Raw genomic sequence first — 12,767 nt, forward strand, 5'->3', positions numbered from 1 at the left:
GACCGGCGTCGACGACGCGATATGGGATCGCTTCTACGCGATGTTCAACTTTCGGCCGAGCATCCGCCGGTTCCCGGCCATCACCGAGCCGTCGCCATCAGTGACCTGGAGCCTGCGTAGCCTCGATGACGACCCGACTTACCGGCGATTGGACCGGATGGTGGATGTCGTGCACGCTGCCGTCACGACTCCGGCCGGCAGCGACCCCCGACGGCGACTGCTACATCTACCTCGCCGAGGACTTCCAGTTCGGTACCTTCGGCCACCCCTGGGAGTCGACTCTGTGCGTCTTCGGACAAGAACTTCTCGACCTCGTCGAAGCTGAACTAGACACGCTCCTGGGCAAACCGATGCGCCGCAACGACAGCCGATAGCGGTGTTGCTCGAAACTGAGACGCTGGCGAATTTCCACGAGGTTGACGCAGGCATACAGTGGCTAGGTGGAGCGGGCTGACCTTCTAAGGAACCTGGTGACTCACGGCACCAATACAGATCCGAGTCGATGTGTCGAACTAGCGGGCGCGCTCGGTATGCTCGCCTCGGACCTGTTGGTGATCGCTGGGCATCCGGTGCCCGCAGAACTCCGTCCGCCGGAGCGCGACCTGCGAGTGGTGCGAGAGTTCACCTACCGCGTTACCTTCTGCGATCACTCGCAGATGGCGGCGCTGAAGGCATTCATTCACACGTTGCCGGCCGCGGTGCCACACGTGGCCATGCTTGCGGAACCACTCGGCATGAGAGGTCTGCATCCAGACGCCAGCAGGTTCGCGACAATTCTCAGAGGTTTGTTGCACAACAGGGGTTTGGGGCCAAGGGAGCTTCCGTTTGTCGTGCTGTCGGTGAGCACCATTATGGGAAGGCTGGTGCGCGACCGGCAGAATGAACATCGATGGCCCACGCTGAGCAAGTTAGCCGGGCCTTTGGGTTGGAAGTTCCAGGACCTGATCGTCGTCGCGGGCGAGCCGCTAACGGACCGCCCACGATGGGAGATGCACTGCCACCACGTCGGTCAAATCTATGTGGCAGCAATCCCACTCACCACGGAGCAGCTCATCGCGGCGATCAAGGAGGCGGATCGGCTGAGCGGGCGTCCGGATCAGGGCGCTTGGCGACCGGCGTCGGAAGGGTTTGCCGCCGAGTGCCCAGACCTGACATCACCCGACCCGCTCCAACCACAGTTCTTCCGGTGACCCACATGCGAAATCGAGTGGGTAAGCCGTGCGCAAACGTCCAGACGGGACGGACACGAATGGTAGTAAGACCATAGAAGACCCTGAGCGGCGTTCCACCGCAAAGGTACCGAGCAATGGAACGCCGCAAATGACCAGCAGTTAGACCAACGGGATCAAGGCCGACAGGATCGGCGCCGATTGTTATGCATTGGTTTGTATTCAATCTTCGGACACAAACGCGATCGCGGGTGCTGCCGTAGTTGTCTCATCGCCCAATCCCGCCTATCCGAAGAACAAGCTCTAGTCGGAATTCGCGAACACGAGCGCCCCTACTTGTTCGCCTGCCCGGATCGGTATCCACCCCTCCGTGAGCCTCTGCACGTTGGTGCTGTCCAGAGCTAAGGGGATTCTTGAGTCGCCGCCTCCACTTTCCTCAACGAAATAGAACACCTCGTCGCGAACCATGGCTGCCAGCTGAGCAAGATCTGTTTCACTCCAGTCGGCGGCTCCTATTGGAGGTCGGCCCTTGAATTTTGCGAAGAACTCGATAAATGACTGAGCTCGACCGACATTCACAAGGTATCCCTCGAGTTCCTGGTACAGACAGGTCAAACCACCGCATTGATTGCCGTATAGCACGCCCGTTGGAGCGGCCACGATCAATCCAAGTACCTCTGGAACAGCATCCTGCGGGTTGAAGTCGACATGAATGGTCGTCTCCTCGTTGTTTGACATTTGTGTCCTTGCGGATTGGCGGAAGAGCATCTCGTCATTTCAGGGTCGGCTGTACATCTGATGTTAGACCTCAGTATTTCTGTGGGGCTTGCCCGATAGCTATGAGCAGGTTGAACAGTTTGGCCAAGGTCCAGCAGGCCAGCCACCGTAAGTGCTCATTGGAAAGCTGCCACTTCAACAAGCCGTTTGCGAAAGCAGGCAAGACCGAAGGTGAGCAGAAGCGAGTTGACGTCAGAGAACGGCCACGGCACGGCTGATGGCTGCGAGCAGGACAGCATCGTTGAGCGGTTCGTTCACTGCCACCATTGAGGCGACGATCATGGTTTGCCCGGTGCGTACCAGGACGCTGATGTGCCTGGCGCGAGTGTCGACGCCGCCTGATGTTGAGGTGAGCGTCAGGTCCGCGCGCCACGACTTGTCGCCGATACCGGGCGCGGTCCCTTTCTGTGCGGTGATATCGACTTCGAAGCCAGAGCTGGTAGTCACGCGAAACCTCGGGCAGTCCGCTACGGCTACGTCGGCCTGGGTGAAGGGTGAGTCGTCAAGGGGTGATCGGAAGGTCTTGATGGTGATATCGAAAGTGGACAGGGCAAGCTTGCCGTTGTTGGTGTAGGCGGCGGTAGCCATGTCATGCGGCCGAGCATCGAGCGCCTTGCCGTAGGCTTCGTCGTACAGTGGCTGGCAGGCGGGATTATCCAATGTGGAGGGCGAGGATTCGCTTGGCGGCTTGGGAATCCAGCTCGGTGGGAGCCCACTGATCGCAGTCTGGAGCGCCTTGTGCGGGTCACCGGGTGCGGCAGGCGCGGATGCAGTAGGAGCCGGCGGGGCGCTGGCCGGCGGCGCTGTGGCGTGGGTTGCGCCGACGCCCAGCGTGAAAGCAGCAAGAACGCCTGCCATGACTGCGATTCGCGGGGCTAGGCGCAGGCGTGTGGTCGCGGCGGTGAGTGCCTGAAGCAGCAGTGCGGCTATCGCTCCCTGAATCAGGATGTGCCGCAGCAGGAACCAGGTGAAGCCCCAGTCTGCGCTCAGAGCACAGGCGCTGCTTCCTAGCTGAATGGCGGTCACACAACCGCCGAGTAGTTGCGAGCCGAGAATGGCTGCGGTGCAGGCGATCCCGGAGAGGAAGGCGGCGAGCTGTCCTTGCGCCAGGCCCGTGGTGGCGGCTGCGGCCACCGCCATCGCCACAACCGCAGCCGCGATCACGGAGAAGCTGTAGTAGACGGCGAAGCCTTCGGTCGCTGCCAGACCGGCGGCATGCATGTGCAGTGCGGCCCGGTAAGCAAGCAGAACGGCAGTGAAGGTTGCGGCCGCGAACAGTCCGGTGCGGGCGGCCGGCCACACGGTGGCCGTGCGCGCGGCCAACGGATAGAGCCAGGCGAGGATCAACACCGGAATCGCCAGCGGAAGCGCCATGAACAGCGTCAATGGCGGGTAGGTCAGCGATAGCGCGCTCCACAGTGGGCCGGTCCAGATCTGCTCGCCCGGCCCGGCGACGACGTGATAGGTACGGCCGATGAGGAACGGTACGGTGTGGGAGTCGAACCAGATGCGAAACCAGGCAGCAAGGGGAATGGCGGTGACCGTCGCCCCGGTCAGCCATGCGGCCCGGGTGCTGGGGCTCCGCAGTCGAGGCAGCCAGGCCTGCGCCCCCGCGGAGCTGATCGCGGCCTGCCAGGCGATTGCTAAGACGAGCACTACGGCCGCTACGAGCGCAGAGGTCAGGCTGAACGCTCCGATGGCGACGCTGCCGGGCAAGGGGAGCTGGTTGGCTGCCGGTGCAGAGCCGAAAACTCCCCAGCTGCTGGTGCTGTTGCTGATGGTGAGCTGGTCGCCGATGAGCAGGCCCCCGCCCAGCGCCAATGCCGCCGGCATCACCGCCGCCCGGGCACTGGAGATCTCGGCTCGCCAGGCCACCGCGGTGAGCATCGCCGCGATTAGCAAGGCCGCGAGTGAAGCGGTGACGTGCGAGGCGAGCGTGCCCAGGCCGGTCCAGGCGAAGAAGTTCAGTGCGCCCACCGCGATCATCGTCGTGATGCCGGTTTCGACCAGTTCGGCGGGGCGAGGGCGCAGCAGCAGGAGCGGTTCCCGCAGAATGCCGAGGCGAGCCTGAGGATCAGGATGCACCCCAAGCCTTCTGCGCCAGCCTATCGCCGGCTTCATCCGAGCTAAAGCGGCCCGCAGCCCTTCGCCGGCACCGGCTTTGGCTGCGCGTGCGTCAGCGTAAAGCTCCCTGCTGCGCAGCACGGCGTTACGTGCCAGGTAGACCACGACCGCCAGGGCGGCGAGCCGTAGACCCGGGTCGAGCAGCGATTGCAGATAGTTACGGCCGGGCGCAGGATAGAGGGTCACGATAAGGATCGGGACCATGGCCACGGCGAAGAATGCCCGCCACAGAGCCATGGTGGCATAGGCCATATCGACGTCCCGGTTACGCAGATGCGCCAGCTCATGCAGCACGACCGCGCGAAAGACCGCCGGCTGCGTCATCCGCAGCGGAATGAGGCCGGCGTTGAGGCGCACGAAATGCCGGCGCAGGTGCCCGAAGGCGAGCCCGCCCGGGCTTCCCGCCGCTGGGTCGAGCAGGAACTCAGGTGCGGTCCTGAGCCCGGCTTCGGCCGACAGGTCGCGCAACGCCGCAGTCAGCGCACTGAAGCGCGGCCCGTCAATGGGCACCAATCGCGACCGACGGCGAATCCACCATGGCGTCAGCAGATACAGTGCCGCAGCCGTCAAGGCCAGCAACGCAAGCCCGACCAGCACCCACCGCGCCTGGTCACGTCGCACGCCCGCCACGCACTCGGCGACTAGCCGTCCTCGCTCGACGCTGTAGGGGTCGTTTTCCGATACCCTGCCACAGCCTTCGAAGGCGACAGCGGTCGCCGATGCTTTGGCGGGCACGCTGACATAAAGGATGCCGAACACGTACGTGCTTGTGCCCACGACCGCCGCGACCAGCGACGCGAACCTCAGTGTCGTTCCCGAAACGACATCGAACACGCCGCGCATGACTAGCCGTTGCGGCTCAGGGCGCCCAGCACACCATCGGCTACCAGGGCCGACCGTTCGTCGTCGACTCCAGCCTGACCGCACTTGCTGAGCACGATCTGTCTGACGTGTGCCAGCTGCCCGGCGCTCAGCTCTTCGGGCTGTTGCGCCCTGTTTCGCCGGAACAGCCCTCGGAACCCGGTCTCGGCAAGATACTTCACCACCTCGGCTGCCGCCGCCAGCACGACCGGCGTCAACAGGGCCGCCGCGGCTTCCACCCCGAAGCCGAGCATCTCGTCGCGTTCCTTCGGATCGCCGGTGAAACGCCCCGGATCACGCCGGTAAGCATCGCTGATGACACCAAAGAGCTCCTGCTCCTCGGGTACGACATCAGTAATGATCAGCTCGGCCAAACTTTCCGCAGCAGCGGTGTCCTCCCCATCCACGAGTACAGTTATACAGGTATATGCCACACAGCGGGCAACGGCGAAGCAAGCGCACGCTGTCCAATCACGAATTCCAGTGGACTTTTCGCTGCCTGCTGCCAGTCACGCTGACCCCGCGAACGCACGGAATCAACAGGGCCGGAAGGAAATGCCAGGTGCGCTGTCGCGGCAGCAGCCTGTGCGCCGCGTGACGCCAGCTCGGTGGGCTGGACGACGACGCTCGTGTCGATGTTGCGCCGGCCGGTGTACCAGCCCGGCGCTGCCACTTCGGCGCCGCGATCATCCAGGGGCTGCCCAATAGAGGACCCATCGAACAACGCTGGTGCTCTTAAGGTCCTTGTGCTGGGCCTGATCCGTCGTAGTGTCCACAGCGAACCGGGCCCGCCATGCGCCAAATGCACTCTTCTGCGCCGATCGGGCTGAAGAGGCAGGCTTGGCGCTGTGTCAACCCGAACGACGTGGCGAGATGGTTGCATGCAGTCGAGAGTCGACCGGCCACTGGGCTGGCCGCCACGCTGGCCGGCGGCGCGTGGCGCGCAGTGTGTTCAAGCACCTGTTTGTCGCGATGCGGTAGAGCCAGGTCCGGATTGACGCGCGCGTTCACCGAAGCCGTCGAGGCCCTGCCATGCCGCCAGCGGCGTCCTGGATCGAGCCCAGCATGCGGTAACAGTGCGCGCGCAGCGGTTCGGTCAGCGCTCGAAACGCGCCGCCATCACCGTCACGGGCTCGTGAAAGCAGGTCAGGAGTTACGACGGCGTCCCTTCGAATGTCTGAGTCCATTGCTGTATTGACACCACCAGAGCCTCAGATTGAGCGGGTCTGCGGTGCCCACTCTGCGCGACCGTTGGTGTCAACACCACTGCTGACGCCGTACCGATGACCGGGACGGCTGGACAACAGAGTGGAGCCGTTATGCCCATGAGGCGCAAAGGCGCCGTACTCGCACTGCTGTGCGTGGCGCAGTTCATGGTGGTACTGGACATCGCGATTGTGAACGTCGCGTTGCCCTCGATTGAGCAAGACATCGGTGTAGGACCAAAGGCGCTCCAGTGGATCGTCATCGCTTATGGCCTCACGCTCGGCGGTTTTCTTCTCCTCGGTGGCCGGCTGGCCGATCTGCTCGGCCGGCGGCGGGTACTGATCACGGGGCTGCTGCTCTTTTCGGTCGCGTCACTCGTCGCGGGCCTTTCCGGATCCGCGGGCCAGCTCATCGCCGCTCGCGCGGTGCAGGGCTTCGGTGCGGCGCTGATCCCACCTGCGGCACTGTCCATTCTCGCGGTGACATTTTCGGCGCACGCCGAACGCGCGCGTGCCATCGGGCTGTATGGCGCGACTGCAGGTGTGTCAGCGTCGGTTGGCGTCGTCTCGAGCGGTTTGCTGACTGATGGACCAGGCTGGCGCTGGATCTTCTTCATTAATGTTCCAATCGGTGTCGCGCTCGTGGCAGCAGCCGCCTCGCTTCTCATGGCGGAGCCACGTCGCGTCGGCACTCGCCGATCTGACCACGGCGGTGGGTTCGACATTGCCGGAGCGGTCACTGGGACGGCGGGCCTCCTGCTTCTCCTCTATGGGGTTAATCGTGGGGCCGACCTCGGATGGTCCTCAGCTCAGACACTCGGGCTGCTCGCCGGGGCGGTGCTGCTTCTCGTGGCATTTGTCGCCATCGAACGCCGCTCACAAGCGCCACTCATCCCCAACGTCGCGGTGGGTAACCGGACCCTGGTGGCGGCGAACGCCTCCGCCTTCTTCACGTTTGCGGCGTTCTTCGCCTTCATCTTCCTCGGTTCGCTGCTGATGCAGCAGATCCTTGGCTACTCGGCGGTGCGTACCGGCGAGGCGTGGCTGGCCACGACCGCGACATCGTTCGTGGCTGCCGCGGTGACGGGCAGCCAGCTCGTCACCCGTCTCGGCGTGCGGCGTCTACTTATCGCCGGCCAAACCTTGCTCGCCGTGGCGGTCGTGCTCCTCACCCGCATACCGGCTGACGCGGACTACCTGACCGACCTGCTGCCGGCGCTGGTGCTCGCCGGTATCGCGGGCGGGATCGCCGCCCCGGCGGCACAGATCGGTGCGTTGTCCGGGGTTCGGCCAACCATGAGCGGCCTGGCTTCCGGGCTTGTGGAGACGGCACGGGAGATCGGCGGAGCCGTCGGTGTCGCGGCCGTGGCCAACGTCTTGGTGTCTGGTACCGGCCTGGATGCGTTTCACCAGGCTTTTTGGGTCGTCTTCTTCATCGCCGCTGCTGGAGCAGTGGCAGCAGGTGCAACTTTTCCACGACAGAACAAGGAGGATCTTATGACCACATCCGAAGCATCAGACAACTCAACGGCCGGCTTCACCGTGGCCTTCACGGTCACCCAGACGCCGGCTGAGGTGTATACGGCTGTTGTCGATCCCCGTGCATGGTGGTCGCGCGGGATCGAGGGCTCCGCCTCCAAGGCCGGAGACGAGTTCGACTATCGCTACCTCGATGTCCACCGGTGCCGTATCCGGATTGCCGAGGCTGTTCCTGGCCAGCGGGTGACCTGGCATGTGGTCGACAACAGCTTCAGCTTTGTCGAGGACGACTCCGAGTGGGTAGGCACCGACGCGACGTTCGACATCTTCGCGGATGCTGACGGCACCAGGCTCGTCTTCACTCACCATGGGCTGGTACCAGAGTTGGCGTGCTACGACGCGTGCAGCAAAGGCTGGGCCCACTACATCGGGGAAAGCCTGCGCGGCCTGATCGTCACTGGCACTGGGCAGCCAAACGACGAAGACACCGCCTATACCGATTTCGAACGTCAACTGCGAGTGAGCCTGCCACCAGCGACCTCCTAACCAGCTGATCAAATTCGGTCCCGTCGGCAAAGGCCGGCGGGACCGATGCGACCCGCACCAAGCCCTATCGGCAAGGCAGTGTTTGAGGTCGCCCGAAACGTGCCATCAGGTGGCTGTCGAAGCGAGTCACGGCGCTGATCTGGCCGTCGGCCAAGGGAGCACGATAAAGCCGCGGGCCTGAAAGCCTTGGGCCTGCCGGGCTTTGTCCCTCTGGCGGTAGATGCCGAAGGTGCGAACCGAGGACCGGCTCTCGAATGCGGCGAGGCCCTGCCATGCGGCCAGCATGGTGTCTTGCAGTGCGTCCTCGGCGTCCTGCAGCGCCCCGAGCATCCGATAGCAATGCACCTGCAACTCATTGCGGTGCGGTTCGGTCAGCGCCCGGAACGCATCGCCTTCCCCGGCGCGTGTTCGTGTGATCAGGTCGGTATTCACTGTGCACCATCACTTCCAGGGCCACTCATAACGCCAGACCCGCCAGCACTGCGCCTGCGGCAAACAGTCCACATGCGACCATCGCAGCAGCGAACCCGGCTGTGAACTCGCCCGCCGACGCGTACCCGCCGGATGCCGAGAAGACGGCGACCATTGCGGCCACCCCAAATGCGCCACCGAGCTGCCGGAACACACTGTACGCACCGGATGCCTTGCCAATGGCCGATGGCGGGACAGCGCCCAGCACGGCGCTTTGCGCCGCCGGGATCGCCGCGGCCACACCGACTCCAGAAAGGACCAGGGGAGCAATGAATTGACCATAACTGGCTTCCGGTGCAGCCAATGCCGCGATCCACAGCATCGACACACCATGCACAAGCATGCCGCCGACCGCGAATGGCCGCTCGCCAAAGCGGTGGATCTGGGAACCGACGAGCCGCGGCACGATGACCGTCATGGCGCCCCAGGGCATTAACTGCAGCCCGGCCGTAAGCGGCGGCGAGGAAAGCCCGTCCTGGAGGAACTGGGCCATGAAATAGAGCGAGCCGAATGCAGACGCCCAGACGAAGAAGATAGCCGCGTTCCCAGCGGCGAACGCGGGTACCGCGAACAGCCTTACAGACAGCATCGGCTGGTCTGTGCGCAGCTCCACCACGATGAACACGGCGGTGAGAATGAGCCCGGTGCCCAGCAAGGCCAAGGTCTCCACGCTGCCCCAGCCCACCGTGTTCGCCCGCACAAGGCCCAAGACAAGACCGGATGCCGCCCCCGTGGCAAGGAACAGGCCAGGCATGTCGAGCCGGACTCGTGGACCCCGGCTCGGCTCGATCCTCGCCAAGGTCAACGGGATGAGCACAGCGACTATGGGAAGGTTGATCCAAAAGATCCATTGCCACGAGGTACCAGCCACAATCGCGCCGCCTAGGAGCGGTCCGGCAGGCACAGATGCGCCAACGACCGCAGTGAAGGTACCCAGCGCCCGCGCCCGAACCTGCGGTGGAATGGCCACTCCAAGCAATGCCAGAGCCAGCGGCATCACGGCTGCCGCCCCGGCGCCTTGCACGGCCCGTGCCGCGATCAGCCAGCTCACATTCGGCGCGAGCGCGCACGCCGCCGACGCGGCCGCGAAGATAGCCAGCCCGGCGACGAAGACCCGGCGGCGGCCAAACCGGTCGCCCAGCGCAGCCGCTGTCAACAGCAGCACGGCGAAACTGAGCGTGTAGGCATTGACTGTCCACTCCAGCTCCTCATTGGAGGCATGCAGGTCCACGCGGATGGCAGTCAAGGCGGTCGCCACAACAGAGGCGTCCAGTCCTATCAAGAGGGCGGCAGCCGCAGTCAGCGCAAGTACCCAGCGCTGACGCCCTGCTAGCGACGGTGTATGAGACAGGTTCACAACCGGGCTGACACCGGCGGCGGCCGAAACCGGGCGGCGCGTGATCAGGCCCACACCTCACGGGCTAGGAGCTAGCTGACGCCTGGCTGCGAATCGTGCTTGGTACCCAGCTGATCCGCCGTCGGTGGCGGTAGCCCTCCGCTGCGGCTTCACCTACCGGCACGCCAGCGACGACGGTGTCGAGTTGGCAATGGTGCGTTCGTGAACTTGCACGGACCGCCGGTTTCCGATGGCGCAGTGGGTTTGCCGAGTGCATGACGGTATAGGACGTCCGTGTGAATCTCGAGGCACAATGCTATCCCCGCGACGAGCAACGGTCCAATAGCGACAATCCGCATCAGGGAGCCGTGTCGGCGATCGCTTTTGGCCGCCGTGTGCCGGACCGGTCAGATCCCGGCTTGCGTGAGGCCGCCACGGACCTGCCGTTGGTGGTAGCTGTGAGGGCTCGCGTGCTCAGCGACGGGGTCACCGTTGTGGCGTGGAAGACCGGCCCGCTCACCGCTCGACACCGATGCCGGCCGCGCTTCCCACATCACGGCGCTGCGGATGCCCTTGACCGGCGCTCTGTCCTATGAGGAGACTCGGCGAAATTCTTTCGAATCATTGATGTCGATCTTTAGCGCCGGTAATATGCGCCCCGAACACTTCTGAGCGGAGGTTGGAATGCCTGTCCGCACTATTGATCGTCAGTCCGTGCGTTCGTGGCGGCCGAGATCCGGTGGCCGACTCGTCGCACCAGACGGAAGCACCCTCAGCCTGAAACATGACACGTCGCCGCTGGACGAGCCGTGGTTCACCGAATGCCGCATCCGTTACTCCGCAACGCCACAGGCCGGTGAGTTCGGCGGCAGGGCCTTTGAGACAGGCCCGGTCGGCACCGTGGACGGCCACGTCGCCGTTCTGCTCGAGGGCTCCTACATCGCCGAGTACGAGGCGCAGGGCGGCACGTTCCTGCTTGCCGCCACCGCCGATCGTGCTACCGGCCTTGTCGCCTGGCAAGGGCGTTGGCACGAGGCATACTGCTGGGTCAACGAGCCCGGCGCGACGCACGTCCAGATGCTCTCCAAATTTGACCGGCTTACCTTCGTGGACACGCCTGCCGGGCTGCGCGTCGAACTGCCGTCGGGGGAGACGTACCAGCGGATCACCGCCAACAAGCATGTCCCGGACATCGGATTCCTCCAGATCGTCCAGGCGGCCACGGCGGCGGCGGCGCTGCCGGCCTGGTCCGGGCACCGGGTGCGTGTTGGCGAGGTGTGGCGGCAGCTCAGCGATGCCAAGGACGCGAGTCCCACCACGGTCCTGGTGTGCGCGTCCCCGACCGCGGTCGTTTCGCTGCAACCGCGCGGCGGCACCGAGGATGCCGGGCTGGGCTTCCTCACCGGGCTCAGCACCGTGAGCTGGACCTGACTTGATGACCGCCCCGCTGCCCTAACCTCGCTATCCGGATGGGCCTGCTCATCCTGCTCGTTTCCGCGGTCGGCGCCAGCGCGGCCGTCATTACGTTGGCTTTGACCCCGCGAAGGATCCTTCGATGAGCTTCACGTCCGCGGCCCTCATCCTGTCCTGGCTGGCCATCGCTTTCCTGATGCTCGGCTTTGCCGCCCTCCTACAACAGGTCCGTGCCCTCCAGGCGGCGATCCTGCTGCCGCCCGGAGCTCGGGCCGGCCTGCCCGAGTCGGCGCGGGCGCTGCGCCCTGTCACCACCAACCGTCGGTACGTACTGACCGTCGACCCAGGGTGCACCGCGTGCGCCGACGTCATACCCGAGTTCCGCGATCTGGCTGCCAGGTTTGCCCCGACCGCCGAGTTCGCGCTCCTCGCGCCGTCCGGCGAATATGCCGGATCGTCCGGAGTGGATGTTCTGGTCGACGCCACCGCCTACCGCGACCTCGCGCCGTCATGGTCGCCCGGCATTGTGGTGATCGACTCGGACGGCAAGGTCCTCGAAGCGGCCCCGGGCGGCGATCTTGATCCGCTCAAGGCCGCACTCGGTGCCGATCGCTCATCGACATCAACGTCCACCGCATCGGAGGTATCGCTGTGACCATCACCGCCGACAGCCTGCCCGACTTTTACACCGCACCACCGGATGCCACACCGAGCGCCGTCACGGCGCGGGTGCGCCGCTCCGTGATCGGCCGCCGGACCCTGCTGAAGCTCGCCACCGGAGGCGCGCTCGGTATCGGTCTCGGCGTGCTCGACCTGGTGGCCCGCGCGCTGCCGAGCTCCGCCAACAATCCCAATCCGGTTCTGTCGGTTTGGAACGAATGCCGAGGTTACTTCGCCTCCTCAACCATCTGCGTGCCGACCAGCGCGTACTACGGCAGCAGCGTCTGCAACGGCACTTGGCACCGCAACGACAAGTATTACGGCAGCTCGGTCACCTACGATTACACGTTCAACAACACCAGCTGCGACACCCGCAACGCGTGGCGGTGGGTCGGCCGCGTCGCCAACCGCAAGTGCTCCGACGGCTGGACGTATTATTCGGACGGCGGGACATACCGCAACACGTTCAGCATCTGCCGCACGGCTATCTGATGGAACCAAGCCGCCGCACCACCATCGGTGTGAGACGGGCGCACTACCACCCTTGGACACCGACGGTCTTGCTGCTCGTCGTGGCGGTCGGAGCCGCTGCGGCAACGGCGCTGTCCAATGGGAGTGCGGTCATCGTCCTGTGGTGGATGCTCGTCGGCCTGGTGTCCGGATACGCCATCTCGGGCTCGGTTTGAAGTCTCAACTCGGCGGATCTGCTGAGCTCGTCAGTTTGGC

The 12,767-nt window shown here is 64.7% G+C and carries 12 protein-coding genes and 1 pseudogene; 8 read left to right on the forward strand and 5 right to left on the reverse strand.

Annotated elements, in window-relative coordinates; all coding sequences use genetic code 11:
* Nucleotides 1–40 precede the first annotated feature (40 nt).
* The 3 genes and pseudogenes from Rhe02_RS50905 to Rhe02_RS16810 form a co-directional block, all read left to right on the forward strand.
* Nucleotides 41–139, forward strand: a pseudogene (locus Rhe02_RS50905) (DUF2716 domain-containing protein); the annotation flags it as partial.
* Nucleotides 140–164: 25 nt separating this feature from the next.
* Nucleotides 165–374, forward strand: coding sequence for a DUF2716 domain-containing protein (locus Rhe02_RS50910; RefSeq protein ID WP_373320640.1), 210 nt, complete (start codon nucleotides 165–167; stop codon nucleotides 372–374).
* A gap of 66 nt (nucleotides 375–440) precedes the next feature.
* Nucleotides 441–1,190, forward strand: a complete 750-nt coding sequence (locus Rhe02_RS16810; protein WP_203909178.1) for a hypothetical protein — start codon at nucleotides 441–443, stop codon at nucleotides 1,188–1,190.
* Nucleotides 1,191–1,472: 282 nt separating this feature from the next.
* Here the strand turns inward: Rhe02_RS16810 and Rhe02_RS16815 are convergent, their stop codons facing one another.
* The 3 genes from Rhe02_RS16815 to Rhe02_RS16825 all read right to left on the reverse strand — a co-directional run bounded on the left by Rhe02_RS16815 (nucleotide 1,473) and on the right by Rhe02_RS16825 (nucleotide 5,338).
* On the reverse strand, nucleotides 1,473–1,907 hold the full coding sequence (locus tag Rhe02_RS16815; protein ID WP_203909179.1) for a DUF6210 family protein: 435 nt from the start codon (nucleotides 1,905–1,907) through the stop codon (nucleotides 1,473–1,475).
* A 231-nt stretch (nucleotides 1,908–2,138) separates the two neighbouring features.
* Entirely contained in the window at nucleotides 2,139–4,904 is a 2,766-nt protein-coding gene (locus Rhe02_RS16820; RefSeq protein ID WP_203909180.1) for a M48 family metalloprotease, read from the reverse strand.
* 11 nt (nucleotides 4,905–4,915) lie between these two features.
* A complete protein-coding gene (locus Rhe02_RS16825) occupies nucleotides 4,916–5,338 on the reverse strand; it encodes a hypothetical protein (RefSeq protein WP_203909181.1) in 423 nt (140 codons plus the stop codon).
* 918 nt (nucleotides 5,339–6,256) lie between these two features.
* Between Rhe02_RS16825 and Rhe02_RS16830 the strand changes: the two genes are divergently transcribed.
* Nucleotides 6,257–8,161, forward strand: a complete 1,905-nt coding sequence (locus tag Rhe02_RS16830; protein ID WP_203909182.1) for an MFS transporter — start codon at nucleotides 6,257–6,259, stop codon at nucleotides 8,159–8,161.
* 126 nt (nucleotides 8,162–8,287) lie between these two features.
* Here the strand turns inward: Rhe02_RS16830 and Rhe02_RS16835 are convergent, their stop codons facing one another.
* Both Rhe02_RS16835 and Rhe02_RS16840 read right to left on the reverse strand, forming a co-directional pair.
* The gene (locus tag Rhe02_RS16835; protein ID WP_203909183.1) at nucleotides 8,288–8,593 is read right to left on the reverse strand and encodes a sigma factor; all 306 of its coding nucleotides are present in this window, start codon (nucleotides 8,591–8,593) and stop codon (nucleotides 8,288–8,290) included.
* Nucleotides 8,594–8,618: 25 nt separating this feature from the next.
* On the reverse strand, nucleotides 8,619–10,043 hold the full coding sequence (locus Rhe02_RS16840) for an MFS transporter (protein ID WP_203909184.1): 1,425 nt from the start codon (nucleotides 10,041–10,043) through the stop codon (nucleotides 8,619–8,621).
* Nucleotides 10,044–10,682: 639 nt separating this feature from the next.
* Here Rhe02_RS16840 and Rhe02_RS16845 point away from each other — a divergent pair.
* The 4 genes from Rhe02_RS16845 (at nucleotide 10,683) to Rhe02_RS16860 (ending at nucleotide 12,727) form a co-directional block, all read left to right on the forward strand.
* Nucleotides 10,683–11,399, forward strand: coding sequence for a hypothetical protein (locus Rhe02_RS16845; protein WP_203909185.1), 717 nt, complete (start codon nucleotides 10,683–10,685; stop codon nucleotides 11,397–11,399).
* Nucleotides 11,400–11,523: 124 nt separating this feature from the next.
* Nucleotides 11,524–12,036 carry a hypothetical protein gene (locus tag Rhe02_RS16850; RefSeq protein ID WP_203909186.1) on the forward strand — a complete coding sequence of 171 codons (513 nt, stop codon included), beginning with the start codon at nucleotides 11,524–11,526 and terminating at the stop codon, nucleotides 12,034–12,036.
* Nucleotides 12,033–12,533, forward strand: coding sequence for a hypothetical protein (locus Rhe02_RS16855; RefSeq protein WP_203909187.1), 501 nt, complete (start codon nucleotides 12,033–12,035; stop codon nucleotides 12,531–12,533). Before Rhe02_RS16850 ends, Rhe02_RS16855 begins: the two co-directional genes overlap by 4 nt.
* Nucleotides 12,533–12,727 carry a hypothetical protein gene (locus tag Rhe02_RS16860; protein ID WP_203909188.1) on the forward strand — a complete coding sequence of 65 codons (195 nt, stop codon included), beginning with the start codon at nucleotides 12,533–12,535 and terminating at the stop codon, nucleotides 12,725–12,727. Before Rhe02_RS16855 ends, Rhe02_RS16860 begins: the two co-directional genes overlap by 1 nt.
* Nucleotides 12,728–12,767 lie beyond the last annotated feature (40 nt).

Origin of the sequence: Rhizocola hellebori, assembly GCF_016862955.1 — a bacterium.
In the GTDB taxonomy this organism is placed as follows: Bacteria; Actinomycetota; Actinomycetes; order Mycobacteriales; family Micromonosporaceae; genus Rhizocola; species Rhizocola hellebori.

Coding starts and splice junctions, on each gene's coding strand:
- Rhe02_RS50910 (WP_373320640.1), top strand. CDS start 165: ATGTCGTGCACGCTGCCGTCACGACTCCGGCCGGCAGCGACCCCCGAC.
- Rhe02_RS16815 (WP_203909179.1), bottom strand. CDS start 1,907: ATGTCAAACAACGAGGAGACGACCATTCATGTCGACTTCAACCCGCAG.
- Rhe02_RS16830 (WP_203909182.1), top strand. CDS start 6,257: ATGAGGCGCAAAGGCGCCGTACTCGCACTGCTGTGCGTGGCGCAGTTC.
- Rhe02_RS16850 (WP_203909186.1), top strand. CDS start 11,524: ATGAGCTTCACGTCCGCGGCCCTCATCCTGTCCTGGCTGGCCATCGCT.
- Rhe02_RS16860 (WP_203909188.1), top strand. CDS start 12,533: ATGGAACCAAGCCGCCGCACCACCATCGGTGTGAGACGGGCGCACTAC.